The 24,849-nt window shown below is 70.0% G+C and carries 23 protein-coding genes; 12 read left to right on the top strand and 11 right to left on the bottom strand.

All coding sequences use genetic code 11. From position 1 onward, the window contains the following. Positions 1-214 precede the first annotated feature (214 nt). From fusA to K8612_RS31670, 5 genes are all read right to left on the bottom strand, one after another. Positions 215-2,296: an elongation factor G gene (gene fusA / locus K8612_RS31690; protein WP_223764987.1), complete on the bottom strand. Its 2,082-nt coding sequence runs from the start codon at positions 2,294-2,296 to the stop codon at positions 215-217. A gap of 109 nt (positions 2,297-2,405) precedes the next feature. Beyond that, a complete protein-coding gene (gene rpsG / locus K8612_RS31685; RefSeq protein WP_014395858.1) occupies positions 2,406-2,876 on the bottom strand; it encodes a 30S ribosomal protein S7 in 471 nt (156 codons plus the stop codon). A gap of 171 nt (positions 2,877-3,047) precedes the next feature. Beyond that, positions 3,048-3,419: a 30S ribosomal protein S12 gene (rpsL, locus tag K8612_RS31680; RefSeq protein ID WP_014395857.1), complete on the bottom strand. Its 372-nt coding sequence runs from the start codon at positions 3,417-3,419 to the stop codon at positions 3,048-3,050. A gap of 221 nt (positions 3,420-3,640) precedes the next feature. Next, positions 3,641-4,135, bottom strand: a complete 495-nt coding sequence (gene rimI / locus K8612_RS31675) for a ribosomal protein S18-alanine N-acetyltransferase (protein WP_206797068.1) — start codon at positions 4,133-4,135, stop codon at positions 3,641-3,643. Continuing rightward, a complete protein-coding gene (locus tag K8612_RS31670) occupies positions 4,132-4,719 on the bottom strand; it encodes a hypothetical protein (RefSeq protein ID WP_223743685.1) in 588 nt (195 codons plus the stop codon). Before K8612_RS31670 ends, rimI begins: the two co-directional genes overlap by 4 nt. 256 nt (positions 4,720-4,975) lie before the next feature. On the opposite strand from K8612_RS31670, the gene dnaJ reads away from it, so the two are divergent. From dnaJ to K8612_RS31640, 6 genes are all read left to right on the top strand, one after another. Beyond that, positions 4,976-6,157: a molecular chaperone DnaJ gene (gene dnaJ / locus K8612_RS31665; RefSeq protein WP_223743684.1), complete on the top strand. Its 1,182-nt coding sequence runs from the start codon at positions 4,976-4,978 to the stop codon at positions 6,155-6,157. Between the two features lie 81 nt (positions 6,158-6,238). Continuing rightward, a complete protein-coding gene (locus tag K8612_RS31660; RefSeq protein ID WP_223743683.1) occupies positions 6,239-6,967 on the top strand; it encodes a HEAT repeat domain-containing protein in 729 nt (242 codons plus the stop codon). Positions 6,968-7,105: 138 nt separating this feature from the next. Then, a complete protein-coding gene (locus tag K8612_RS31655) occupies positions 7,106-8,806 on the top strand; it encodes a hybrid sensor histidine kinase/response regulator (protein ID WP_223764986.1) in 1,701 nt (566 codons plus the stop codon). A gap of 74 nt (positions 8,807-8,880) precedes the next feature. Next, positions 8,881-10,611 (top strand): arginine--tRNA ligase, encoded by a 1,731-nt coding sequence (gene argS / locus K8612_RS31650; protein WP_223764985.1) that lies wholly within the window; start codon positions 8,881-8,883, stop codon positions 10,609-10,611. 14 nt (positions 10,612-10,625) lie between these two features. Further along, positions 10,626-13,181 carry a 1-acyl-sn-glycerol-3-phosphate acyltransferase gene (locus tag K8612_RS31645; protein ID WP_223764984.1) on the top strand — a complete coding sequence of 852 codons (2,556 nt, stop codon included), beginning with the start codon at positions 10,626-10,628 and terminating at the stop codon, positions 13,179-13,181. 72 nt (positions 13,182-13,253) lie between these two features. Further along, positions 13,254-14,456 carry a type II CAAX endopeptidase family protein gene (locus K8612_RS31640; RefSeq protein ID WP_223764983.1) on the top strand — a complete coding sequence of 401 codons (1,203 nt, stop codon included), beginning with the start codon at positions 13,254-13,256 and terminating at the stop codon, positions 14,454-14,456. Positions 14,457-14,489: 33 nt separating this feature from the next. On the opposite strand, the gene K8612_RS31635 is transcribed toward K8612_RS31640, so the two are convergent. The 3 genes from K8612_RS31635 to K8612_RS31625 all read right to left on the bottom strand — a co-directional run bounded on the left by K8612_RS31635 (position 14,490) and on the right by K8612_RS31625 (position 17,310). Next, complete coding sequence (locus K8612_RS31635) at positions 14,490-14,705, bottom strand: DUF5818 domain-containing protein (RefSeq protein ID WP_223743678.1); 216 nt, start codon at positions 14,703-14,705, stop codon at positions 14,490-14,492. Next, the gene (locus K8612_RS31630) at positions 14,702-16,516 is read right to left on the bottom strand and encodes a S8 family serine peptidase (RefSeq protein WP_223764982.1); all 1,815 of its coding nucleotides are present in this window, start codon (positions 16,514-16,516) and stop codon (positions 14,702-14,704) included. Before K8612_RS31630 ends, K8612_RS31635 begins: the two co-directional genes overlap by 4 nt. A gap of 158 nt (positions 16,517-16,674) precedes the next feature. After that, positions 16,675-17,310, bottom strand: coding sequence for an alpha/beta hydrolase (locus tag K8612_RS31625; RefSeq protein WP_223743676.1), 636 nt, complete (start codon positions 17,308-17,310; stop codon positions 16,675-16,677). Positions 17,311-17,511: 201 nt separating this feature from the next. On the opposite strand from K8612_RS31625, the gene K8612_RS31620 reads away from it, so the two are divergent. Genes K8612_RS31620 through K8612_RS31610 form a run of 3 tightly spaced genes read left to right on the top strand, consistent with a single transcriptional unit; the run spans position 17,512 to position 19,421 of the window. Beyond that, positions 17,512-18,453 (top strand): hypothetical protein, encoded by a 942-nt coding sequence (locus tag K8612_RS31620; RefSeq protein WP_223743675.1) that lies wholly within the window; start codon positions 17,512-17,514, stop codon positions 18,451-18,453. A 36-nt stretch (positions 18,454-18,489) separates the two neighbouring features. Beyond that, positions 18,490-18,918, top strand: coding sequence for a hypothetical protein (locus K8612_RS31615; protein WP_223743674.1), 429 nt, complete (start codon positions 18,490-18,492; stop codon positions 18,916-18,918). Then, the gene (locus K8612_RS31610; RefSeq protein ID WP_223743673.1) at positions 18,915-19,421 is read left to right on the top strand and encodes a hypothetical protein; all 507 of its coding nucleotides are present in this window, start codon (positions 18,915-18,917) and stop codon (positions 19,419-19,421) included. Before K8612_RS31615 ends, K8612_RS31610 begins: the two co-directional genes overlap by 4 nt. A 58-nt stretch (positions 19,422-19,479) precedes the next feature. Here K8612_RS31610 and K8612_RS31605 read toward each other — a convergent pair whose 3' ends face one another. Genes K8612_RS31605 through K8612_RS31595 form a run of 3 tightly spaced genes read right to left on the bottom strand, consistent with a single transcriptional unit; the run spans position 19,480 to position 22,654 of the window. Then, positions 19,480-20,676 (bottom strand): class I SAM-dependent rRNA methyltransferase, encoded by a 1,197-nt coding sequence (locus K8612_RS31605; RefSeq protein WP_223764981.1) that lies wholly within the window; start codon positions 20,674-20,676, stop codon positions 19,480-19,482. Next, on the bottom strand, positions 20,673-21,515 hold the full coding sequence (locus tag K8612_RS31600; RefSeq protein ID WP_223764980.1) for an HAD-IIB family hydrolase: 843 nt from the start codon (positions 21,513-21,515) through the stop codon (positions 20,673-20,675). Before K8612_RS31600 ends, K8612_RS31605 begins: the two co-directional genes overlap by 4 nt. Further along, positions 21,512-22,654 carry a hypothetical protein gene (locus K8612_RS31595; protein ID WP_223743670.1) on the bottom strand — a complete coding sequence of 381 codons (1,143 nt, stop codon included), beginning with the start codon at positions 22,652-22,654 and terminating at the stop codon, positions 21,512-21,514. The genes K8612_RS31600 and K8612_RS31595 overlap by 4 nt, the downstream gene beginning before the upstream one ends. Before the next feature lie 88 nt (positions 22,655-22,742). On the opposite strand from K8612_RS31595, the gene K8612_RS31590 reads away from it, so the two are divergent. From K8612_RS31590 to K8612_RS31580, 3 genes are read left to right on the top strand one after another with little or no spacing between them, the layout of a single operon-like run. After that, positions 22,743-23,684 carry a magnesium transporter CorA family protein gene (locus K8612_RS31590; protein ID WP_223743669.1) on the top strand — a complete coding sequence of 314 codons (942 nt, stop codon included), beginning with the start codon at positions 22,743-22,745 and terminating at the stop codon, positions 23,682-23,684. Between the two features lie 35 nt (positions 23,685-23,719). Further along, positions 23,720-24,505, top strand: coding sequence for an alpha/beta fold hydrolase (locus K8612_RS31585; RefSeq protein ID WP_223743668.1), 786 nt, complete (start codon positions 23,720-23,722; stop codon positions 24,503-24,505). A 34-nt stretch (positions 24,506-24,539) separates the two neighbouring features. After that, positions 24,540-24,809: a peroxidase gene (locus K8612_RS31580; RefSeq protein ID WP_223743667.1), complete on the top strand. Its 270-nt coding sequence runs from the start codon at positions 24,540-24,542 to the stop codon at positions 24,807-24,809. Positions 24,810-24,849 lie beyond the last annotated feature (40 nt).

Below are 24,849 nucleotides of genomic sequence, written 5' to 3'. Positions count from 1 at the left end.
CTTGCCGTGGTCCACGTGCCCAATCGTTCCGATGTTCACGTGGGGCAGGCTGCGATCGAACTTTTCCTTGGACATGAACCGCTCCTCACGACGCCGCCGGTGCGACCCCGGCGGTATAGGACTTCGGGAGAACTTCCGAGGGGTGCTGCGTGTGCTTCAAAGCCGCTGGAACGTCAACAGAATTCGCCCGGCGGCTCCCCCTGCGGGCGGGAGGTCAGTAGCTCGGGTTGAGCGCTGACTTCGGCGCCGGTGCGTAGTGCTTGAACTGCATCGTGTAGGTCGCCCTTCCCTGGCTCTTGCTCCGCAGGTCGGTCGAGTACCCGAACATGGCGGCCAGGGGCACCTCCGCCTGGATGGCCTGCACGCCGCCGGGCCGGGGCACCATGCCCAGGATCTTCCCGCGCCGGCCGTTCAGGTCGCCGATGACGTCGCCCATGGCCGCCTCCGGGGTGACGACCTCCGTGGCCATGATGGGCTCCAGGAGGACCGGGTTCGCCGCGCGGACCGCGTCCTTGAAGGCCAGGGAGCCGGCGATCTTGAACGCCATTTCCGACGAGTCCACGTCGTGCATGGAGCCGTCGTAGGCCTCCACCTTCACGTCCACCATGGGGTAGCCGGCGACGGGGCCGTTCTGCATGGCCTCCCTCGCGCCGTCGCGCGCGGCGTCCACGAACTCCTTGGACACGGCGCCGCCGGCGATGGTGCTGACGAACTCGAAGCCCTTGCCGGGCTCGTTCGGGGACACGCGCAGGTTGATGTGGCCGTACTGCCCCTTGCCGCCCGTCTGGCGGATGTACTTGCCCTCCGCCTCCTTCGTCGCGGTCACCGTCTCGCGGTAGGCCACCTGCGGCTTGCCGATGTTCGCGTCCACCTTGAACTCGCGCAGGAGCCGGTCGACGATGATCTCCAGGTGCAGCTCGCCCATGCCGGCGATGAGCGTCTGGCCCGTCTCCTCGTTGGTGCGCACGCGGAAGGACGGGTCCTCCATGGCCAGCCGCTGCAGGGCCTGGATGATCTTGTCCTGGTCCGCGGTGGACTTCGGCTCGATGGCGATGTCGATGACGGGCTCCGGGAACTCCATCCGCTCCAGGACGATCTGCTGCTTGTCGTCACAGAGCGTGTCGCCCGTGGTCGCGAGCTTCAGCCCCACCACCGCGCAGATGTCGCCGGCGTAGCACTCCGTCAGTTCGTCCTTCTTGTCCGCGCGCATCTGCACGAGCCGGCTGACGCGCTCGCGCTTGCCCTTCACCGAGTTCCACACCGCCGTGCCCGCCTCCAGCTTCCCGGAGTAGACGCGCAGGAACGTCAGCGTCTGCGAGGAGAAGGACGGGTCGTTCATGATCTTGAACGCCAGCGCGCTGAAGGGCGCGTCGTCGCGCGTCTCGCGGATGGCGTCCTCGCCCTTGGGCGTCTTGCCGTGGATCGGCGGGATGTCCAGCGGGCTCGGCAGGTAGTCCACCACCGCGTCCAGGAGCGGCTGCACGCCCTTGTGGCGGAACGCCGAACCGCAGAACACGGGGAACAGCTTCAGCCCCACGCAGCCCTTGCGGATGGCGCCGCGGATCTCGTCCTCGGTGAGCTCGTCGCCGTTGAGGAACTTCTCCGTGAGCGCGTCGTCCTGCTCGGCCGCGGCCTCCAGCAGCTCCCCGCGCGCGGCGGCGGCGGCCTCCTGGTACTCCGCGGGGATGTCCTGGAGGTCGAAGCGGCTGCCCTGCTCCCCGTCCTGGAACACCAGCGCCTTCATGCGGACCAGGTCGATGACGCCCTTGTGCTTGTCCTCGGCGCCCAGGGGCAGTTGCATGCGCACGGGACGCGCGCCCAGCTTCTCCTTGATGGTGCCGACGGACATCTCGAAGTCCGCGCCCACGCGGTCCATCTTGTTGATGAAGCAGATGCGCGGGACCTTGTAGCGGTCCGCCTGGCGCCACACCGTCTCCGACTGCGGCTCCACGCCGTTGACCGCGTCGAACACGGTGATGGCGCCGTCGAGCACGCGCAGCGAGCGCTCCACCTCGATGGTGAAGTCCACGTGCCCCGGCGTGTCGATGATGTTCACGCGGTAGCGCTGGCCCATCCGCTCCCAGAAGGCGCTGATGGCCGCGGAGGTGATGGTGATGCCGCGCTCGCGCTCCTGGACCATCCAGTCCGTGGTGGTGGTGCCTTCGTGCACCTCGCCCATCTTGTGGATGGCGCCTGTGTAGAACAGGATCCGCTCGGTGGTGGTCGTCTTGCCGGCATCGATGTGCGCCATGATGCCGATGTTGCGGTAGCGCTCGAGGGGGAACTCACGGGCCATGACTCGGTTCCTTCCGGACGTCTCTTGGGCTTCTGCCAGGGCTGACAAACAAAACCGCCCGGACGCTGGCAGCGCATCCGGGCGGCAACCGCGAAGCCCCTGACGGGACCTACCAGCGGTAGTGAGCGAAGGCCTTGTTGGCTTCCGCCATCTTGTGCGTGTCTTCACGCTTCTTCACCGCGTTGCCGCGGTTGTTGGCGGCGTCCATGATCTCGCCGGCCAGCTTCTCCTGCATGGTCTTCTCACCGCGCGCCTTGGCGTAGGAGATGATCCAGCGCATGCCCAGCGCGACGCGGCGGTCCTGACGGACCTCCACGGGAACCTGGTAGGTGGCGCCACCGACGCGGCGGCTCTTCACCTCGAGGACGGGCTTGACGTTGTCCAGGGCCTTCTTGAACGTCTTGAGGGGGTCTTCCTTCGCGCGCTCCTCCATGAGGGCGAAGGCGCCGTAGCACACGCCCTCCGCGATGGACTTCTTCCCCTTGCGCATCAGGTCGTTGACGAACTTGGTGACGAGCCGGTCCTGGAACTTCGGATCCGGGAGAATCTTCCGCTTGGCGACTACGCGACGACGAGGCATCTCTTCCCTTACGCCCCACTCTCCTCGCCTGGAGGAAAGCCTTGTTCAGGGGCTTCAAGAACGACTGCTTGGGAACTTCCAGGGACACTCCCCAGGGTGTGGGGCCAGCGTCCAACACTGCTTCAGGTACCGCGAAGGTGTTCCGCGCCAACGACGCGCGGGAGAACCGGACTAGCTCGGGCGCTTGGCGCCGTACTTGGAGCGGCTCTGCTTGCGACCGGCAACGCCCACGGAGTCCAGCGTGCCGCGGATGATGTGGTAGCGAACGCCCGGGAGGTCCTTCACACGGCCACCGCGGATCATGACCACCGAGTGCTCCTGGAGGTTGTGACCCACGCCGGGGATGTAGGAAGTCACCTCGATGCCGTTGGTGAGACGCACGCGGGCCACCTTGCGGAGGGCCGAGTTCGGCTTCTTCGGGGTCGTGGTGTAGACGCGCGTGCAGACACCGCGCTTCTGGGGGCACTCCTTCAGGGCAGGGCTCTTGCCCTTGATGTTGAGCTTCTCGCGGCCCTTGCGGACGAGCTGGCTGATGGTCGGCACTGAAACCTCTTCTTCGTGGGAACCCCGCGTCCGGCTACACGAAAGCGGAGCATATCTACCTACAGGCTACACAAAAGGCCCGCGAGTATAGGGAGGGCCCCCCGGGTGTCAAGCATGGCCTGCCCCTGGGCCTGAACCGGCCAGAGGACCCGGGTGCATCCCCTCACACCCGAAAAACCTGGGACTGCGACGACGGCCGGACGCTCTACTCCCTTAGGGGACTAGAAGTCGAGGACCATCACGATCGCGTCCTCGCCCTCGTCCGCGTAGTAGTTCGGGCGGATGCCGACCGGCCGGAAGCCCAGCGAGCGGTAGAGGTTGAGGGCGGACTCGTTGCCCCGGCGGACCTCCAGGGTGGCCAGGGAGCAGCGGCGGGCCACGCCCCGGCGCAAGACTTCCTCCATCACGGTGCGCGCGACGCCCCGGCGGCGGTGCACGGGGGCGGTGGCGACGTTGAGGACGTGGACCTCGTCATGGACGATCCAGAAGATGGCCAGGCCCAGCAGGGCGACGCCGCCTTCGGGCAGCGGCTCCTCCACGAGGAGGATGGTGGACCAGTCGTGCTGGAGCTCGCGCCCGAGCAGCTCCGTGGACCAGGGGTTCTTGAAGGACGCCTTCTCCAGCGCCATCACCGCCGGCATGTCGTCCACGGTCATCTGCCGGATCAGGAAGCCCTTCCCCTTGTCGGGCGTCCCGTCGTCCCGCAGCCGTCTCATCGCCGTGCCTCCCGCGCGAAGGGCGCCACCCGCCGCACCTGCGCCGACTTGCGTACTTCAGCCAGGGCCTGGGCCGCCAGCTCTCCGTAGCGCGCCCGCACCAGTTCCTCGCGGATGGCCGTGCGCGCCGCCTGGTCGAACTCACCGGGGTACAGGTCCCGGTGGGCGTCATAATGGTGACGGACCTCCGCCTCGCTCACCTGTGCCTTCAACCGGACCCGGCTGTCGAGGATTCGCTCCGCCCGCAGCCCCCGCGCCAGCACGGCCTCCAGGGCATCGCGGTCCACGCCGTGCCGGTCCAGGAAGCGCCGGAGCGCCGCCTCCCCGCCCAGCCGCGCCCGGACGGCGTCCAGCCGGGCCGCCACCTCCGCCGGCTCGGCCGGGAAGGCCTGCAGGCGGTCCGCGCTCAGGACCTGGAGGCGCTGGTTGATGGACAGCTCCAGCGCCCCCCGGAGCGTCTGCTCATCCAGAGGCAGGGCGGCGGCCTGCACGGCCCCTCGCTGGATCAGCGCCACCCGGGCCTCCATCTCCAGCTCGCTCTGGGTGAGGACCTGGCCCTCGATGACCGCCACGACGCGGTCCATCACCCTGCCCTCCTCCACGGCGGGAGCGGGCGGCGGGGGGGCGGCATGTGCGGTCACCCCGGACCCCAGGGCCGCTGGGAGGAGCCCGTATGCCAGCCACAGGGGGGCCTTCCGGCGGGCGCGCGGTGCTGGCATGGCCTTCCTCATCTTGCGGCGACTGTAACCATCGCGGTGCTGTCCGGACATCCCGTGCTGGCGCTCACCTCACCGCTGGTTACGTTCTCCCTTGTCGGGTACTGCACCACCCCAAAAACCTATGGCTGACGACTACTACCAGATTCTGGGCGTGCCACGGACGGCCTCGGCGGACGAGCTCAAGAAGTCCTTCCGGAAGCTGGCGCGCCAGCACCACCCCGACGTCAACCCCGGCGACAAGGGGGCGGAGGAGAAGTTCAAGCGCATCAACACCGCCTTCGAGGTGCTGGGCGACCCCAAGAAGCGAGCGCTCTACGACGAGTTCGGCGAGGACGCGGAGAAGATCGGCTTCGACGAGAAGAAGGCCGCGGCCTACCGCCAGTACCGCGCCGCCCAGGCGGCCGGGGGCAGCGGCGGCGGTGGCATCCCCTTCAGCACCGAGGGCGTGGACCTGGGGGACCTCTTCAACGACATCTTCGGGCGCTCGGGCGGAGGCGGCGGGGCCGGCGGCTTCGACATCAACGACCTCTTTGGCCGGGGCCGGGGCGGCAGCCGGTCCACCGCGGCCGAGCGCGGCGATGACCTGACGACCCGCGTGCAGATCTCCCTCGCGGAGGCCGTCACCGGCACCGAGCGCACGTTGACGCTCCAGCGGCCGGGCCGCTGCTCCAAGTGCCACGGCGAGGGCAACACGGGGAAGCTGGTGACGTGCCCCACCTGCAACGGCACGGGGCGGGCCCGGCGGGGCGGCGCCATGTTCGGCGGCTCCGGCGTGTGCCCCACCTGCCGCGGCAGCGGGAAGGCCCCGGAGCCCTGCTCGCAGTGCGGCGGCAGCGGCATCAAGGAGGAGACGACCCGGCTGACGGTGAAGATTCCGGCGGGCGTCGTCACGGGCTCCAAGGTGCGGCTGGCCGGCCAGGGCGCGGCGGGCATCCAGGGGGGCCCTCCGGGGGACCTCTACATCGAGACGGAGGTGGCCGAGCATCCGCTGGTGCGCCGCGAGGGCGACGACCTCTACCTGGACCTGCCGGTGACGGTCTCCGAGGCGCTGCTGGGCGGCGAGGTGCGCGTGCCTACGTTCCAGGGGGAGGTGACGCTGAAGGTGCCTCCCGGTTCACAATCCGGCCGCAAGATGCGGCTCAAGGGGCGCGGCGTGCCGTCGCTCCGGGGCGGCACTCCGGGCGACATGTACCTGCTGCTCCAGGTGAAGGTCCCCGAGGAGGCCACGGACGAGGTCCGGGCCGCCGCGGAGACGCTGGCGCGGGCCTACCGGGGCGACGTGCGCCGGGAGCTGACGTTGTAGTTGTCGTTGCCACTTGTCCTGGAAGGCGCACCGTCCTACATGGCGCCTCCACTCTTCCGAATCCGGAGCGGGTACGTACCTATGGGTCTCTTTGATTTCCTCACGGGCGGCTCGGGCCCCGAAAAAGCCCTCAAGCTCAAGTCCAAGGTGACCCAGAAGTACGGGGAGCCGTCCACGCGACAGAAGGCCCTGCAGCAGTTGGGGGAGATGAAGTACCCCGAGGCCGTCACGGTGCTGCTCAGCCGGTTCACCGTCACAGTGGACCCGCTCACCACCGACGCGGACGAGAAGGAGCACACCTTCGAGCTGATCAAGCACTTCGGGCAGGACGCCGTCGCGCCGGTGAGCGCCTTCCTCAAGACGAGCGATCAGGCCACGTCCTGGGCGCTGCGCATCCTCCAGGAGCTGCTCGCCGAGGACGCGCTCATGGGCGTCATCGCGGACACGCTCCAGCACCTGTCCTCCCGCTACACGCGCGACCCGGAGAAGAAGGTCGTGCTGCTCCACCACGTGCTGGGCAAGCAGGATCCGCGCGTGGCCCCGGCCGTCCTCCCCTTCCTGGAGGACATGTCCGATGACGTGAAGATCGCCGCCATCAACGTCCTGGGGCCCCTGAAGTACGAGCCGGCGCGCGAGCCCCTGCTCCAGTTGCTCACCAACGAGGACACCGCGCGCCGCGTGCAGACCGTGGCGCTGGCGGCGCTGGCGGAGAGCGGTTTCGCCGTGCAGGGCTACCAGGACAAGGTGCAGGCCGCCCTCGTGGAGCCCTACAGCCTGGACAAGGACGGCCGCATCCAGCGCCGGGCCTGAGTCACTCCTGGACCCCAGGCAGGGAAGCGGCCGGAGGGGCTGGGGGGCTGTCGGGCACCTGACACGCTCGGCGTTGATGGAGGGCACCGGGCCCCGGTGCGGTTCCCTCCCACGCGACACATGAAGCAGGATTCACGCGTGCCATCGAAGAAGAAGGGTCCGCAGCTCGCAGAGGTGGTCCAGCTGCGTCCCACCACCACCGCGAAGAAGGCCCCACCGAAGCGGGCGGCGAAACCGCCTCCTCCGGTGGACACCGACGCCGCCGCCCAGGCCTTGCTGGAGATGGGCCGGCAGCTCACCGACAACGCGGGCCCCACCGAGGCCCTGCGCGCGCAGTTGCAGACGCTCCACACGCTGCTCAAGCCGAAGGTCTGCTACGTCGCGCGCCACTTCCCGTCGCGCAACCAGTTGCACGTGGAGCACGTGCGCGGGCGCTACGACGAGCGCGTCACCGCCGCCGTCCCGGGCGAGGGCGTGGTGGGCCGGTGCTTCACCGACAAGGCGCTCCTGCGCGAGAACGACACCGTCGCCGTGCCCCTGGAGGGGCCGCAGGGCGTGACGGGCGTGCTCGTGGTGCTGGGCGCGCGCCGCAAGGCGTCCGACGTGCTGATGCAGTCGCTGGCGTCGCAGCTCACCGCCGCCTACGAGGTGGCCCGGCTGCGCGACGACAGCGCCCGCCGCAACAAGGACCTGCAGACGGCCATCGCGGGCCTGAAGAGCCTGGAGCAGAACCGCGAGGAGCTGCTCGGCAACGTGTCCCATGACTTGAAGAACCCGCTCACCACCATCAAGGCCTACCTGGCCATGCTGGGCCGGGAGAAGCTGGGCACGCTGACGGACGGGCAGCGCCGCGCAGTGCAGATCTGCGACCGGAACGCGGACCGGCTGCTCCAGCAGGTGAACGACCTGGTGCTGATGTCCCGGCTGTCGTCCGGGAAGATGCAGCTCAACCAGCGCCCCTTCGGCCTCAAGGCCGTGGCGGAAGAGGTGGTGCGGGGGCTGGGCGCCGTCGCGGAGCACAGCCACGTGCGGGTGGTGATTCCCCCCTGCCCTGAAGTCTTCGTCCGGGGCGACCGCGAGCGCATCTCCGAGGCCATCCACAACCTCGTGGAGAACGGCATCCACCACAGCGAGACGGACGACGTCGTCGAGGTGAGCGTGTCGTCCAGCGAGGGCCTGGGCATCCTCACCGTGAAGGACTCCGGCCAGGGCATGACGGCGGAGGCCCTGGAGCACGTCTTCGACTCGTTCTACCGCGCGCAGCCGGGCATGCCCCGTCCGCCGGGCACGGGCCTGGGCCTGCCGCTGGTCGCCAAGATTGTCGCGCTGCACGGAGGCCGCGTGGACGCGACCAGCGTGCTGGGCGAGGGCAGCACGTTCCAGATGGTCCTCCCCCTGTTCGCGAGCGCGGTGAGCGCCCCGGACGTGAACCAGGCCGCGCCCAAGGCGGGCGGCATCCTACTGGTGGAGGACGACGTGGACTGCCGCGAGGTGCTGGAGCAGGTGCTGGAGCAGGAGGGCTACCGGGTGATGGCCACCTCCGGCGCCGCCGAGGCGCGCTCCATCCTGTCCCACATCCGGCCGGCCATGGTGCTGCTGGACCTGCGGCTGTCGGGGGAGGATGGGCGGTCCGTGCTCCACTACATCCGCACCACGGAGTCGCTGGCGGACGTGGTCGTCTACATCATCTCCGGCGCGAGCGACGTCGCGTCCCTCACCTCGGGTGAAGGGCCGGACCGCATCGACGGGTACTTCGAGAAGCCGCTGAAGCTGCCCAAGCTGCTGGACACCGTGGCCTCGGTGGTGCGCCCCAAGAGCCGCGGCCCCGCCGTGCCCTGAACGACGCTCCGGCGCCTTCCCCACAGAAGAGGTGGATGGAAGGCGCCCCGCCTTGGGTAGTATCCGCGCGGTCCATGAGCACTTCTGTCTATAGCCGCTATCGCGCCGCGTTCGCCCAGGCCCTCGCTGGGGCGCTGGGTGTCCCCGCCGCCGACATCGAGTCCCAGGTCAAGCCCGCGGATCCCGCGCACGGCGACCTGAGCTTCGCCACCTTCCCCCTCGCCAAGGCGCAGAAGAAGGCGCCCCCCGCCATCGCCGCGCAGCTCGCGCAGCTCGCGCAGGCGCTCCAGCTCCCGGGCCTGGAGGTCAAGGCGGTGGGCCCCTACGTCAACGCGCGCTTCCTTCCCCTCCCCTTCACCCAGGAGGTCATCGACGGCGTGCGCCTGGCGGGGCTCGCCTACGGCAGCGACGCGGAGGACGGCAAGGGCAAGACGGTGGTCATCGACTACTCGTCGCCCAACATCGCCAAGCCCATTGGCTTCCACCACATCCGCACCACGTTCCTGGGCCACTGCATCGCGAACCTGTACCGCGCGCTGGGCTGGCGCGTGGAGGGCATCAACTACCTGGGTGACTGGGGCAAGCAGTTCGGCCTCGTGGCGGTGGGCTTCCAGGAGTACGGCGACCCGGCGCGCATCGACGACATGGCGCACCTGGTCCAGGTCTACGTGCAGGCCAACAAGCGCGCCGGTGAGGACCCGGCCTTCGACGAGAAGGCCCGTGAGTTCTTCCGCCGCATGGAGGCCAACGAGCCGGAGGCGATGAAGCTCTGGAACCAGTTCCGGGAGACGAGCCTCAAGGGCTTCAAGAAGGTCTACGCGCGCATGGGCATCGACTTCGAGCACATCGAGGGCGAGAGCCGCTACCAGGGCAAGATGGACGCGGTCATCGACCAGATCGCGAAGAAGCCCGGCGTGAAGGAGTCCCAGGGCGCCATCATCGTGGACATGCCCTACGCGGACGGCGAGCCGCCCGTGCTGCTCAAGAAGAACGACGGCAGCACGCTCTACGCCACGCGCGACCTGGCCGCCGCCGAGGACCGCCACGCGCGCTTCAACTTCGACAAGTCGCTCTACGTCGTCGCGCAGGACCAGGCGCTGCACTTCCGGCAGGTGTTCCGCACCCTGAAGGAGATGGGCCAGCCGTGGGCGGACCAGTGCGTGCACGTGCCGTTCGGCCGCATCCACGGCATGGCCACGCGCAAGGGCCAGGTGGTGGAGCTGAATCAGGTCCTGGACGAGGCGAAGGAGCGCGTGCTCCAGCGCGTGAAGGAGAACATCGCGCAGGGCAACCTGGAGACGGCCGACGCGGAGGCGCTGTCGGAGCAGATCGGCCTGGGTGCCATCGTCTTCGGCGACCTGAAGCACAACCGCGCCAGCGACTACTCGTTCGATTGGGACGAGGTGACGAGCCTGGAGGGGCACACGGGGCCCTATCTCCAGTACGCACACGCGCGCTGCGCGAACGTGCTGCGCAAGGGCGGCGGCGTGCCCACGGCGTATGATCCGGCGCTGCTCACGCTCCCGGAGGAGCAGGCCCTGGTGCGTGAGCTGATGCGGCTGCCGGACACCGTGAAGGCCGCGGCCGAGCAGTACGAGCCCAGCCTGGTGGCGCGCCTGCTGCTGGACGTGGCGGCGGCGTACAGCCGCTACTACACGGCGGGCAACAAGGACCGCGACAAGCGCATCCTCGTGGAGGGGAATGACGCGGTGCGCGCGGCCCGGCTGGCGCTCACGGACGCGACGCGCATCACGCTGGCGGCGGGGCTCACCTTGCTGGGCATCCCGACGCCGGAAAACATGTAGCCTGGGGGGCTGCGATGGACACCGCGCTGGCGCAGACCGCGACGCAAGGAGAGGCCTTGAAGGAGGAATTCGGTCCCATGTCCCGGGTGCTCGGGGCTCGGTACTTCGACGGGGTGCACTTCCCGCCGGAGGTCGAGAACGAGCTGCGCGCGCTCAGCGCCCGGGGCTTCGTGGTGCACGTCATGCGCACCACGGCGTGGATCAACTTCCTCTACATCGCGTGGGCCATGGTCCGCCGGGCCATGCCGCCCATCCGCGCGGTGGTGAACCTGCGCCCGTGGTTCACCCGGCCCTGGCGCCAGACGGCGCAGGGCGGCGCGGTGGAGGAGCGCTTCCGCTACGCCCGTGAGCAGGGCGGCAGCGGCCTGGTGTTCCTGCGCCGCACGGCGCTCCTGCACGCCTCCGGCAAGGAGACGCGCGAGGACCCCTTCCCCGCCCTGGTGCGGCTGGCGCGTGGCTCCGAGCGCCCGGTGTTCCTGGTGCCAGAGCTGTTCGTCTGGGAGAAGCGCCCCGCGAAGCTCAAGCCGGGCTGGCGCGACGCGCTGTTCGGGAGCCCGGAGGCGCCGGGCTTCGTGCACTCCATGGTGGCGTTCTTCCGCAACTACAAGCGCGCGCAGTTCCGCGTGGGAGAGCCCATCGACCTGCGCAAGTTCATCGAGGAGAACCCGGGCGTCAGCGACGAGGTGCTGGCGCGCAAGGTGCGCAGCACGCTGCACGTGTTCCTCGCGCGGGAGACGCGCGCGGTGTTCGGCCCGCCGCAGAAGCCCACGGACCGGCTGATTGAGGAGACGCTGCGCGACCGGCAGTTGCGCAAGGTGCTGGACGAGCACGCCGCCGCCACGGGCCGCAGGCCGTCCAGCGTGTACCGCGAGGCCCAGCGCAACCTGGAGGCCATCGCGGCGAAGCCCAACCCGTCCGTGCTGGCGCTCATCGCGCCGGTGCTGGAGTGGGTGTTCAACCGCATCTACGACGGCATCGGCGTGGACGAGGCCGGCCTGCACCGCGCGCTCAAGGCCGCGGGCAAGGCGCCGGTGGTGCTCTGCCCCAGCCACAAGAGCCACGTGGACTACCTGGTGATGAGCTGGGTGCTCTGGAACCGGGGCTACACCGCGCCGCTGGTGGCCGCGGGCGCGAACCTGTCCTTCTGGCCCCTGGGCGTGCTGTTCCGCCGCTGCGGCGCGTTCTTCCTGCGCCGCTCGTTCAAGGGCGACAAGGTCTACGCCGCGTCCTTCAAGGCGTACATCAAGAAGCTGGTGCATGACGGCATCCACCAGGAGTTCTTCCCGGAGGGTGGCCGCTCGCGCACGGGCAAGCTGCTCACGCCCAAGCTGGGCATGCTCACGTGGCAGGTCGAGGCGGTGCTGGACGGCGCGCGCAACGACCTCTACTTCGTGCCCGTCTCCATCGACTACGAGAAGGTGGTGGAGTCCGACAGCTACTCGAAGGAGCTGGCCGGCGGGGAGAAGAAGCCGGAGGACCTGAAGGCCCTCCTGAGCGCGCCCAAGGTGCTGGCCGCGCGCTACGGACGCATCCACCTCACCTTCGACGAGCCGCTGTCGCTGGTGGAGTTCATGAAGGCGCGTGGCCTGTCGCCGCAGGAGCCGGTGACGGACGAGCAGAAGAAGGGCCTGGTGCGCGCGCTGGGCAATCGCGTGATGTACGGCATCAGCAAGGTGTCCACCGTCACGCCGCACGCGCTGGTGAGCGCGTCCCTGCTGGCCCACCGCCGGCGCGGCCTCACCCAGCGCGAGCTCACGGACCGCATCAGCCTCTTGCGCCGCATCGCCTCCGAGGACGGGGCGCGGCTGTCCAAGGAGCTGGCCAACGCGCCGAGCAACCCGGAGACGCTGGGCCCCATCCAGGACGCGATGCGCGAGTTCATCTCCGACGAGATGGTGCGCACGCAGGAGGCGCGCGGTGAGGTCAGCTACCAGGTGGAGGACTCACGCCGCCCGGAGATGTCCTTCTACAAGAACACGCTGATGAACCTGGTGGCCGCGCGCAGCCTGGTGGCCAACGCGCTGCTCGCGGGCACGCCCGCGCCGTACGACACCGTGAAGGCCCGCGCGCTGTTCCTGTCGCGCCTCTTCAAGGTGGAGTTCATCTACCGGGTGGGCGCGTCCTTCGACACCATCTTCGCCGAGTGCGTGGAGCGGCTCGTGCGCATGGGCCTGGTCATCCACGAGGGTGACACGCTCACGCGCGCGCCGGAGGCCCACGCCCAGCCGGACCTGGAGTTCCTCGCGGACCTGCTGCGCGACTTCCTGGAGGCCTACCTGCTGGCCGCCATGACGTTGCCGGACGTGGCCGCGGGCGTGGCCACCGACCGCAAAGCGTTCGTCAAGCTGGCGCTGGAGACGGGGCGCGGCGAGTACAACGCCGGCCGCATCACCGCCGCCGAGTCCCTGGCGAAGACGACGCTGGAGAACGCGGTGGAGTACCTGTTGGATCAGCGCATCCTCGTGGAAGAGGACAAGAAGCTGCGGCTGGGCGACCCGGCCACGGCGGCGGAGCTGCCCCGGAAGAACCCGCTCGCGGAGGAGATCCGCGGCTACCTCCACCGGGCCTGACGCAGCGCCTCGAAGCGAACGCGGCACCCCACCCCTCTCCGCCTGACGGAAGAGGGGGCAGGAGACGACACGGTGGACGAAGCCTCCCCTTCCAGCGACCCGCGGCCGGCGGAGGCCCCCGCGCCGCTGTCGCCGCCCCACCCCGTGCTCGCCGCGGCCCTGGCCTTCGGGCTCTTCGTGACGGTGGGTGCCGTCACCCAGTTGCTCAACCCCGCGTTCGGGGTGTGGTTCACGGAGGTATTCCTCTTCCTGGGCCTCGCGTGGATCATGCTGCGCCGCTCGGGGTACCGGCCCGCCGTGTACGTGGGCCTCACGCCGTTTCTGGGCGCGCCCACCCTGTTCGGCTTCCTGCTGGGCGTGGCCAACTTCGTCGGCGTGGTGGTGCCGGTGCAGTTCCTCGCGCAGAAGGTGGCGCCCGCGTGGCTGCGGGAGATGTTCGACGCCTCGCGCCTCTTCGAGGGCCAGACGCCGGTGGAGCTGGCGCTGCTGCTGGGCGGCGTGTCCGTGGCCGCGCCGCTGTGCGAGGAGATCTTCTTCCGCGGCCTCTTCCAGCGCTCCCTGACGCCGCCGGCCCCCGCGTCCCCGTGGCGGGCGTTGATCATCACGTCCGTGGTGTTCAGCGCGTTCCACCTGGATCCAGTGGGCTTCCTCGCCCGCGCGGAGCTGGGCCTGCTGTTCGGCTGGCTCTTCTGGCGCACCGGCTCGCTGTGGCCGGGCATCGCGGCGCACGCGGCCAACAACATCGTGTCGTCGGCGCTGTTCCTCATCGCCACGCACTCGGGGCTCGCGAAGGACGGGGCGCCGGACGACGTGACGGACTGGCGCGCCGTGCTGGGGCTGGCGCTGGTGGGCTGGACGGCGCTCCTGGGCCTGCGCGCCGCGTCCCGGCACTTTCCGTCCGTGTGGGGGCGCGGCGCTCCTCCCGGCGATGAGGAGGTGCGCGCCACGAAGCCCGTGCCCCTCTTCACCCTCCAGTTGCTGCCCTGGGTGACGGCGGCGACGCTGTCGCTGGTGGGGCTGGGCCTGGTGGACGGGCGCGGCGTGTCGCTGAGCGTCTACGACGTCCAGCACCCGGTGGAGCCGCTGCCCAAGGACGCGGACCCGGCGCTCCAGGCCGAGCGCAAGGCCCTGCGGCAGCTCCGCGAGGCCGTGCGCAAGGGCGAGGTGCCCATGGAGGCCTACGAAGAGGAGCGCCTCCGGCAGTCGGAGGCGTATGGCCCCGGCAAGGACAAGGGCAAGCTCAAGGCCAGGAGCAAGCCCGAGATCCAACTCTGAGGCCCGGAGGGGTGGTTCCCCCGGGCGCCCGCGTCACTCCGCCGTGTACGAGCTGACGTGGAACACCGGCCCCACCATGGCGGTGGTGACGGCGTCGCGCTGGATGCTGCCCTCGGCGGAGATGCGCTGACCGTCCTTCTTGATCTTCCGGTCACCGCCCGCGAGCTGGTACGTCCGGCCGTCGTCGGCCTTCAGGACCCACACGCCGCCCTCCAGGTCCTGGTACTGCACCGTGCCGGAGAGCTTCATGCGTCCTCCCGCTTGAGCATCGCGCGGGCGATGACCAGGCACACCACCGTGTTGAAGCCCAGCCACGGCTTCGCCAGGAAGGTGAAGGGCATCCACGCCAGCGCCGGCGCGCCCACCCACGCCGCGTAGGCCAGGAAGCCCGCGAAGCCCAACGCCAGGCCGCCCACCGCCGGCCGGAAGCCCCGCCATGCGATGGCCGGCAGCGACAGCACCAGGGGGATGAGCGCGCTGTAGAACAGCGGGTTCACCGCGCTCCGGCCGAAGATGATCTTCTGCCAGTCCGGGATGGGCAGCGACGCCACGCTCACCACGTCCCGGGCCGCGCCCGCCGCGCCCGCGAACCAGGTGCGCAGGAAGAAGAAGCCCACCGTGGAGAGCACCAGCGGCACGAGGAACGCCGGGCGGAAGAGGACGTTGAGGTAGCCCGGACGCTCGCGGCCGCGCAGCGTGAGCAGCACCAGCGCGAGCAGCGCCGCGGCCCAGCCCAGCGACGGCCACCGGGGCGAAGCGCCGTTGAACGCCTTCAGCGACGCGTTCGCGTTGAGGACGCCGTGGCCGTACTCCTCCGTCCAGGCCTGGTTCTCCGTCGCCCTGGCGCCGGCGTAGAGCGCCTGCTCCACCTCGTCCGGCGTGGTGGCGCCCGCGCCGTAGAGCATCGCGGCGACGGCGGCCACGTGGGGCGCGGCCATGCTGGTGCCCTGATACCAGGCGTAGATGGAGCGCGACGGGTCGCGCGGGTCGATGGTGTTCTGCAGGATGCCGCCCGTGTCGCCCCGGCTCTTGTCACCACCGGGCGCCGCGATGTCCAGCTCCTTGCCGTAGGACGAATACGGCGCGCGCGTGCCGGACGGGCCCACCGCGCTCACCGCCACCGCGCCCGGGTAGGCCGCGGGGAACTCCACCCTGCCGCGCCCGGTGTTGCCCGCCGCGGCCACGACGGTGACGCCCTTCTTGCGCGCGTACTCCACCGCGCTGGCCATGACCTGCGAGTACAGGCCCCCGCCCAGCGACATGTTGATGACCTTCGCGTCGTGGTCCGCCGCGAAGCGGATGGCGTCCGCGATGTCCGCGGAGGTGCCGCTGCCGAAGTGGTTCAGGACCTTGAGCGGCATCAGCGTCGCGTCGAACGCCACGCCCGCCACGCCCTCGCCGTTGTTGGTGGCCTGCGCGATGGTGCCCGCCACGTGCGTGCCGTGGCCGTGGTCGTCGTTGGCGTGCTCGTCGTCATTGACGAAGTCATAGCCCTTCACGAACGACACGCCCTTGAGGTCCGGCACCTGCTTGAAGTCGTCGTGGTCCTCGTAGGCGATGCCCGTGTCGATGACCGCCACCACCACGCCCTTGCCCCGGTTGCCGTCCCAGGCCTTCGGCATGTCGAGCATCCGGAGGTTCCACTGGGCTTCGTACTGGGGGTCATTCGGCGTGTAGCTGGTGCGCACCTGCATGAGCGGCTCGGCGGACTCCACCGCCGGGTTCTGGCGGATGCGCTGGAGCACGGCCTCCACGTCGTCCACGCCCACCGCCAGCGTGACGCCCGTGCGGGGGCCCTCCAGGGAGTTGAACTCCAGGTCCACGCCCCACTCCTGCTCCCAGGCGTCGAACTGCTCCTTGCTGATGCCGTCCTTGAAGTCCACCACGATGGCGCCGGACACCACGTCGTCCGAGCCCTCCGCCACCGCCCGGGACACCTCCGCCTCCGCGGCCGCCAGGTCCTGCCCGGCCGGGGCCTCCGGCTCCCGCGACGCGGAAGCGCACGCCGAGGCCGACAGGGCCAGCGCCGCGAGAACCACGTTCCATCGCCTCATCCGCATCGGGACACTCCTTGAACGAAGACGCCTCGAAGACCCACTACGAACGCACGGCGGGACGATTGGGTCTGCGCTTTGAGTCTGTCCGCCCCCCGGCCGGCCGTGCAAGGCGCCGGGGTTGAAGAAACGTGAAGAAGTCCAACGGTTTGCACGCCAACGCCCTACCCGCCCGACAGGCGCTGGAGCCACGCCGCCGCCGCCCGCCCCACCTGGGGAAGGTTGCGATGGAAGGTGGCCCCGGCATCGTCGATGACCTCTAAATCCCCCCCGGCCTCCGCGACAGCCGCGGCCAGCGCCGCCCGGGGCACCCGGGTGTCCTGCGCCCCGACAATCACCAGCAGCGGACACGACAGTCGCACGAGTGACAGCGGGTCCACCTCCGGCGCCACCAGACACAGTCCGCCCACGGCCGGGTGCCGCTCCTGGAGCGCCAGCGCCACCCGGGCCCCGCCGTGCAGGGACGCCACCGCGAGCGCCGTCGTCCCCGCGTTCTCCAGCGCCACGCGCATGGCCGCCTCCGCGTCCTCCACCAGCGCCCCGCCGGTGCCCCGGACGCCCTGGCTGGCCCCCACGCCCCGGTGGTTGAAGCGCAGGGTGGGGAAGCCCGCCCGCGCCACCGCGAAGGCCAGCTCCGCCGCCACGACGTGATCCATCCCGCCCCCTTCTTCCGGCCGGGGCGGGAGGATGAGCAGCGGCGGCGACTTCTGGCCCCGGTGCACCGTGCCCTCCATCACCGCGCCGTCCGACCCCACGGGGATGAGCGTGGAGCGCTCCAGGAACTGACCTTTCTGGACCATGCCCCCACCTTAAGCCGTCCGCCCGGCCGCGCCCGGGCCGGATTCCCGCCTCCGTCCCCTGCCGGACCCCTGATGCCGCAGTGCGTTGCACACATTCCGTGACCTGCTCGCAACTTTTCGGCGCTTCGGATGAGAATGGATCAACGCAGCAAGCTTTCCCTCCCCCCTTCAAAAATCCGCACACCGCAGGAGCCTCAAGCCATGGGAACCATCGGGCGCACCTCCAACAACACCATCGCGCGCACCACCACGACCACGGGGACGACCGGCGCGGCCGCCCCCGCCAAGACGGCCACCCCGGTCACGGCGAAGCCGGCCAACACCGTGAAGGACGGCTTCGACACCAAGGCGTCGAACAGCGCGGTGCGCACCGCGGCCCCCACGGGCGTGTTCACCGCCCCGGCGGGCGCGAAGGACAAGGCCTATGACGGCAAGATCGTGGGCAAGGGCGGGCAGGCCTTCGACGCCAGCACCCCGCTGAGCCAGATCCCCGCCTACGAGCCCAAGGGCGGCGTGAAGCAGCCGGGCACCATCATCTACGTGAACGGGATGATGACGGACAAGGCGGGTCAGGAGACCACGCTGCAGGCCATCGCGGACAAGACGGGCCAGAAGACCATCGGCATCCACAACTCCACCGAGGGCTTCTTCAAGGACCTGGGCCAGTGCATCACGGACAAGCTGGACAAGGGCAAGAACCCGGCCGTGGACACGCTGGCGGACTCGCTCTACACGGAGCTGAAGGCCGGCCGTGACGTGCACCTGATGGCGCACAGCCAGGGTGGCCTCATCACCAGCCGCGCGCTGAGCGACGTGGCCAAGCGGCTGCGCATCGAAGACGGGCTGTCCCCCGCGCAGGTGCAGGAGAAGCTGGGCAAGGTCTCCGTGGAGACCTTCGGCGCCGCGGCGGCCACCTACCCGGACGGCCCCAAGTACGTCCACTACGTCAACGACAAGGACCCCGTCCCCGGCCTCTTCGGCCTGGGCACCAGCGGCAAGGGCCCCCTGGACCTGCTGAAGCACGCCGGCAAGGACGCGAAGATCCGCTACTTCTCCGAGAAGAGCATCTTCTCCGGCGCGCACAACATCAACGACACGTACCTCAACCAGCGCGTCCCGTTCGACCAGGCGCGCGCCGGCTAGTTCTCATCCGGAGCCTGGACTGGTATGACTGCACGTATGACGCTCGAAGATGCCCAGCGGCTGGTGCAGTCATTCATCCAGGCTCACGGAGGCGATGCGCAGGCCTCCGGGTTGAACGCGAAGGGGTTTGGCGGCGCCGCCCTCGGCGAAGCGCAGATCTACTTCGAGCATGTGAAGGACTCGGGGGCGCTGAAGTGCAGCGCCCTCATCTACCGCTTCCGCGACGCGCCCCGTCCGGGCGTCATCGACGGCTTCCGTGACGAGGAGAAGAAGGGCACGGACGCCGGCGGCGGCAAGGTGGACTACGAGACCGAGAACAAGAGCCTCTTCCTGAGCCGCACCTACGGCGTGCTGCCGTCGGCGCAGCAGTTCAAGGAGGACATGGACCGGCTCGTGGAAGCCAGCCTCGTGTGGGGCGACGAAGTGTTCAACCGCGTCGCGGACCGCGTCATCCCCGCGAAGTGATCAGCACGTTCTCCAGCAAGATCCAGTGGCTGCTGTCCTCCATGGGACTGGCGCGTCCTGCGCCGCCCGCGGGGGGCCCGATGACGCGCGACGCGGCCCGGCAGTTGGTGAAGTGGTACCTCCAGTCCCAGGGGGCCGGCGTCACGGAAGGCCTCAACGAGCAGGGGCTGGGCGGCATGATGAACGGCGAAGGCCAGTACGCCTTCGAGCACGTCGAGTCGCCTCCGGCGCTCAAGTGCAGCGCGCTCATCTACCGGTTCCGTGAGCCGCCCAAGCCCGGCATCATCGAGGGCTTCCAGCAGCAGCAGGAGGAGGGCACGGACACCGGCGGCGGCAACGTCGACTTCGAGCCCGACACCGGCAATCTCTTCCTGACCCGCACCTACGAAGTCGTTCCGGACGGCCGCGAGTTCACCCGCGACCTGGACCGGCTGGGCAAGGCCAGCGTCGTCTGGGGCAAGGACGTGCTGGACCGCGTGGCCCACAAGGTCTTCGGCACCTGAGCACTGCCGGGCACCCGTGGAGCGCGCCTCACGTCAGGCGCGCCCCGGGGCCGGGCCGCTACACCGACTGCATCACGTAGAGCTTGAGGTACTTCCCTTCCGGGAACTGCAGGCGCACGGGGTGGTCCGGCGGCTGGTAGCGCTCCTCCACCAGCGCCAGGTCCACGCCGGCCTTGAAGCCCGCCTCGCGCACGGCGCCCATGAACATGTCCCCCGTCACGCGCGCGGAGCACGACGCCGTGGCCAGCAGGCCGCCGGGACGCAGGAGCGCCAGGGCCTGCCGGTTGAGGGACGCGTAGCCGTCCACGGCCGCCTCCACCGCGCGCTGGCTCTTCGCGAAGGCGGGCGGGTCCAGGATGATGAGGTCGAACGTGCGGCCCTCCTCCTTGAACGACTGGATGAGCGCGAACACGTCCGCCGCCAGGAAGTCATGCTTCGCCGCCGGCAGCCCATTGCGCGTGAAGTTCTCCCGCGCCAGGGCAATGGCCTCCGGGTCCTGATCCACGGAGAAGACGCTGTTGGCTCCGCCCAGCGCCGCGTTCACGGAGAAGCCGCCGCTGAAGCTGAAGCAGTTGAGCACGTCCCTCCCCTGCCCCAGCCGGCGGATGAGGTAGCGGTTCTCACGCTGGTCCAGGAAGAAGCCCGTCTTCTGCCCCTTCCACGCGTCCACCAGGAAGATGGCGCCGCGCTCGCGGATGGGGATGAGCTCCGGGGCCTCCTCGCCCCACAGCATCTTCCCGCTGCCGCGGCCGTCGTCCTCCTCCACGTCGTCGCGCCCGACCTCATCGCGGCCGAGGATGCCCTTGAGCCCCGGGACGCCCGCCTTCAGCGCCTCCACGATGAGGGGGCGGTACGGGGTGAGGCCCGCGGAGTAGAGCTTCATCACCGCCCAGCCCGCGTACAGGTCCACCACCACGCCGGGCAGGCCGTCGCCCTCGCCGTGGATGAGGCGGTAGCTGTCCGTGTCCTTCAGGTCGATGAGCGCCGTGCGCGCGGCCAGAGCGCGCTGCACGCGCTGGGTGATGAAGCGCGCGTCCACCGTCTCGCGCGAGTCCCGCGTGAGCACGCGCACCGCGATGGCCGAGTGCGGATCGTAGTACCCGCGCGCGACGAACTTCCCGTTCTCCGTCAGGTCCACCACGCTGCCGGGCGGGATCCTCGGCATGTGCTCCAGGGCCTTGCGGAACACCCACGGGTGCCCCGCGCGCAGGTGACGCCCCAGCCCCCGGGCCAGCTCCAGCTTCACGACATTCACGTTGAAACTCCTCGACTGCTGCGGGCCGTCCGGCGGCGGGAGAGGAGGGCGGAAGCCAGCTCCTCGAAGCCCCGCCCCTCGGGCGCCCGGGTGATGAAGGCCGGCGGCGCGTCGATGCGATCCAGCACCGCGCGCACGTTGGCCACGCCCACGCCCAGCTTGAACGCCTGGAACATCGGAGCGTCGTTGAAAGAATCCCCCGCGTAGACGTACCGGCCGTCCGCGGGGTCCAGCTTCTCGCCCCACGCCACCCTGGCGAAACGCCGCGACGCGGAGAGCTTGTCGAAGCGGCCCAGCCAGCAGTTGACGTGCACCGACGAGCGCACCGCCGTCACGCCCCGGGCCCGCAGCAGCGACTCGATGCGGGAGGCCCCTTCGTCGCCCAGCCGGACCTCCTCGTTGTAGTCCACCGCCAGGTCCACTTCCGTGTAGCGGCTGTCCACGGACAGCCGCGCGCCGGGCACCTGGGCGAGCACGCGCCCGACCTCCTTCTCCAGGCGCTGGCGGTTCGCCACGCGCTGGGTGGGCGGCTCCAGGTACACCTTGCGCAGCTTCCCCCTGGCGTCCTTGAGGAAGAACAGCCCGCCGTTCTCCACGATGACGCCGTCCACGGGGAGCTGGCGGGCCCACGCCTCGCCCCACCCCGCCGGCCGGCCGCTCACCAGCACCACGCGCAGGCCGGACGCGGAGAGCCGCTCCAGGGAGCGCACCGTCTGGCTGCGCAGCTTGTGGCCCGTCGTCAGCGTGCCGTCCACGTCGGTGAAGACGCCCTGCACGCCGGACAGGTCCGCCTGCCGCAGGGGGCACGGCTCCAAGGCCTTCTTGTCCGCGGCCTTCACATCACGTCCAGTTGCGCGAGCTGGGACTGGAAGGACTCGATGGTGGAGAGCAGCTCCGGGCCCGTGAGCGTGGCGAGCTTCAGCTTGCGCGCCTTGCGCAGGAACGCGTCCATGGTGGGGTCCCGGCCATAGAGCGACTGCGCGCTGGCAGCGGCCTCCGCCAGCGCCTTCGCGGACGCGACCGGGTCCTTCTTGGACTGGGCCAGCGCGCGCTCCAAACGCACGCCGCACGCGGCCCACACCTCGCGGTCGTGGAGGATGAGCAGTTGACGCTGGTTCACCGCGGACAGGCTCCGCACCAGTTCATCCAGGCCTTCCGTCACGGTCAGCAGCCGTGCCTGCTCGGGGGCGGACTCGAGCGCGAGCGCGCCAATCTCCGCGCGGGCCTCCACGATGTGGCGCTTGTCCTGCGCGCGCAGGTTCCGGTACGCGGCGGTGCGGCCGAAGGCGTCCAGCTCCGTCTGGAGCTGCTGCGCGTTCCACAGCACCTCGTCCGGCTTCGCGTCGCGCACCTTGTTGAGCCGCGCCGCGACGATGCGGGACAGGTCGGACGTGATGGCGCGCACCGTGACGGCCGCCTTCACCTCCGCCTCGTAGCCGGGCACCACCTGGGCGCGCGACACCTCGCCGAAGGTGCTCGCGGACTCGAAGACGAGCTGGCTCATCTGCTCGCGGTAGTCGGACCGGAAGCGTTGGATTTCCGCCAACAACTGCCAGCGGTCGCTCACCACGGACGGGTTGCGCATGGCCTCACCCAGTTGGGTGATGCTCTGGGCCAGCCGGGCCATGCCCTCCTGGAGCATGGCGGGCACGTCCCCGGGGCCCTTGCCGGACGCGGCCGGCGGCGGCGTACCGGGGAACTGCTCCCGGATGACGTTGAGCAGCACGTTGACGTCCATCACCGTGTCGCGGATGACGGGCGCCATCTCCTCCCAGAGTGACAGGTCGGGGCTGGCGTCGACGACGGGCGTCTCGTACTTCACCAGGTCCAGGTCGCTCAGCCGGGAGATGGCCTGGGCCGCGGCGAGATACACCGCTCGCAGCCGCGCCGCGAAGGCACGGTCGGGCAGCGACTGGAGGATTTGTTCGAGCCTCGGGGTCAGGGAGGCCGGCGGTGGATTCTCGGCGGCAGCGGACACGTTGGCCCCACTCTACCGCTCGACATCGCGTCCGGGGAGTTCTAGCAAGCGTCCCGGCCCCGCGAGGTGGGCCGGGGAGTCCACGGAAATGATCCAGGTCTGTCTGTGGGAAGACGGCAGGGTGGTCTCGGGGGGCGAGGAACTGCTCGACAGGCCGGGGCCCAAGTGGATCGACGTCCTGGAGCCGGACGCGGAGGTGATGGGCCGCCTGGCCGAGCGCTTCCAACTGCACCGCCTGGCCGTGGAGGACTGCCTGCACCTGGACCAGCGGCCCAAGCTGGAGGAATACCCGCACCACCAGTTCATCGTGATGCAGGGCTTCAGTTGCGGCTCGGACGTCACGGAGCTCACGCTGCACGAGCAGCACTACTTCCTCGCGCAGGACTGGCTCATCAGCGTGCACGCGCTGCGCCTGCCGGGCCACGACGCCATCCTGCGGCGCGTGAAGGACGACCCCTCGGGCACGCTGGGCCGGGGCGTGGACGTCATCCTCTACCTGCTCGCGGACGCGCTCGTGGACGCGCAGTTCCCCATCATGGACGACTTCGGCGACCGGCTGGACGACCTGGAGGACGCCATCTTCGCCGATCCGGATCCGGAGCACCTGCAGCGCATCTTCCAGCTCAAGCGCGCGCTGGTGACGCTGCGCCGCGTGCTGTCCCCGCAGCGGGACGTGGTGGGCATGCTGTCGCGCCGGGGCATCCCGCAAATCCAGGAGAAGACGACGCTGTACTTCCGCGACGTCTATGACCACCTGGTGCGGCTCTACGAGCAGATCGACGCCAGCCGCGACGTGGTGGGCAACGTGATGGACGGCTACCTGTCCATGGTGGCCCAGCGCACCAACGACATCAGCAAGCAGCTCACCATCTTCGCCACCCTCTTCCTGCCCCTGTCCTTCATCGTGGGGTTCTTCGGGCAGAACTTCGAACAGTTGACGGGACCGGTCTGGTACACCGCCATGTGGGTGACCATGGTGGGCTTCCCGCTGGGGCTCGTCGGCTGGTTCAAGTACAAGAAGTGGATCTGACGCCGCCCCCTGCGGCGGGCCGCGAGGAGGCACGCATGCTGACGGTCGCCGTGGATGGGGTCGCGCTGCACTACCGGGACGTGGGCCAGGGGTTGCCGGTGCTGCTCATGCACGCCTTCCCGCTGGATGGCTCCGCGTTCGACCGGCAGGTGGCCGCGCTGTCCGGGCGCTACCGCTTCCTCGTGCCGGACCTGCGCGGCTTCGGGCAGAGCCGGCGGGGTGAAGGCCCCACGGAGATGCGCAAGCTGGCGCAGGACGCGCTCGCGCTGCTGGACGCGCTGAACCTCGACACGGCGGTGGTGGGCGGCGTGTCCATGGGCGGCTACGCGGCCCTGGCGCTCCTGCGCGAGGACCCGGGCCGGGTGCGCGGGCTGGTGCTCTCCGACACGCAGTGCACCGCGGACGACGCCGCCGGCAAGGACAAGCGCGAGGCCACGGCGCAACAGGCGCTGAAGGAAGGCACGGCGTCCGTCGTCCAGGGGCTGGTGCCCAAGCTGGTCCACGCGGGGCCGGACTCGCCGGTGGGCCGCGAGGTGACGAAGCTGGGGCTGTCCGTGTCGCCGGAGTCCATCGCCGCCGCGCAGCGGGGCATGGCGCTGCGGCTGGACAGCAAGGACCTGCTCGCGCGCTACGCGGGGCCCGCGCTGGTGGTGGTGGGCGAGCACGACACCGTGACGCCCCTGGCGAAGGCGAAGCAGATGGCGGACCTGGTGCAGGGCGCGCGGCTGGAGGTCATCGCCGGCGCGGCGCACCTGCCCAACCAGGAGCAGCCGGAGGCCTTCAACTCGGTGCTGGACAGCTTCCTCGCGTCGCTGGCCTGATGGGCGTCCCCGTCCTTCGCCAGGGAAGTGCCCGATGAGGAAGTCCCCCGCTCCGGAAAACATGTACCTGCCCGACGTGGAGTCGCACGAGTCCGACGGGCACTACGGGAAGATGATCGCCATGGCGCGGGCCGGGGGCATGACGCCGCCGGGCATCTGGCACCTGTTCGCGTTCAAGCCGCGCATGACGGACGCGCTGTCCGCCTTCACCCATGAGGTGATGCGCGGCCCGTCCCCGCTGTCCGCCGGGCTGCGGGAGCTCATCGCCGCGTACACGTCGCGGCGCAACGCCTGCGTGTTTTGAACGGGCTCTCACGCCGCGGTCGCGGCGGAACTGCTGGGCA

It is taken from the genome of Corallococcus sp. AS-1-6 (assembly GCF_020037015.1).
Taxonomy (GTDB): Bacteria; Myxococcota; Myxococcia; order Myxococcales; family Myxococcaceae; genus Corallococcus.
Note: the sequence above shows the minus strand (reverse complement) of the source record. Positions and strands in the feature narration are given on the sequence as shown.

Bases quoted from the DNA above. Each gene is read 5' to 3' on its own strand.
- fusA (WP_223764987.1), bottom strand. From the start codon at position 2,296: ATGGCCCGTGAGTTCCCCCTCGAGCGCTACCGCAACATCGGCATCATG.
- rpsG (WP_014395858.1), bottom strand. From the start codon at position 2,876: ATGCCTCGTCGTCGCGTAGTCGCCAAGCGGAAGATTCTCCCGGATCCG.
- rimI (WP_206797068.1), bottom strand. From the start codon at position 4,135: ATGAGACGGCTGCGGGACGACGGGACGCCCGACAAGGGGAAGGGCTTC.
- K8612_RS31670 (WP_223743685.1), bottom strand. From the start codon at position 4,719: ATGGACCGCGTCGTGGCGGTCATCGAGGGCCAGGTCCTCACCCAGAGC.
- dnaJ (WP_223743684.1), top strand. From the start codon at position 4,976: ATGGCTGACGACTACTACCAGATTCTGGGCGTGCCACGGACGGCCTCG.
- K8612_RS31660 (WP_223743683.1), top strand. From the start codon at position 6,239: ATGGGTCTCTTTGATTTCCTCACGGGCGGCTCGGGCCCCGAAAAAGCC.
- argS (WP_223764985.1), top strand. From the start codon at position 8,881: ATGAGCACTTCTGTCTATAGCCGCTATCGCGCCGCGTTCGCCCAGGCC.
- K8612_RS31645 (WP_223764984.1), top strand. From the start codon at position 10,626: ATGGACACCGCGCTGGCGCAGACCGCGACGCAAGGAGAGGCCTTGAAG.
- K8612_RS31635 (WP_223743678.1), bottom strand. From the start codon at position 14,705: ATGAAGCTCTCCGGCACGGTGCAGTACCAGGACCTGGAGGGCGGCGTG.
- K8612_RS31630 (WP_223764982.1), bottom strand. From the start codon at position 16,516: ATGCGGATGAGGCGATGGAACGTGGTTCTCGCGGCGCTGGCCCTGTCG.
- K8612_RS31625 (WP_223743676.1), bottom strand. From the start codon at position 17,310: ATGGTCCAGAAAGGTCAGTTCCTGGAGCGCTCCACGCTCATCCCCGTG.
- K8612_RS31620 (WP_223743675.1), top strand. From the start codon at position 17,512: ATGGGAACCATCGGGCGCACCTCCAACAACACCATCGCGCGCACCACC.
- K8612_RS31615 (WP_223743674.1), top strand. From the start codon at position 18,490: ATGACGCTCGAAGATGCCCAGCGGCTGGTGCAGTCATTCATCCAGGCT.
- K8612_RS31590 (WP_223743669.1), top strand. From the start codon at position 22,743: ATGATCCAGGTCTGTCTGTGGGAAGACGGCAGGGTGGTCTCGGGGGGC.
- K8612_RS31585 (WP_223743668.1), top strand. From the start codon at position 23,720: ATGCTGACGGTCGCCGTGGATGGGGTCGCGCTGCACTACCGGGACGTG.
- K8612_RS31580 (WP_223743667.1), top strand. From the start codon at position 24,540: ATGAGGAAGTCCCCCGCTCCGGAAAACATGTACCTGCCCGACGTGGAG.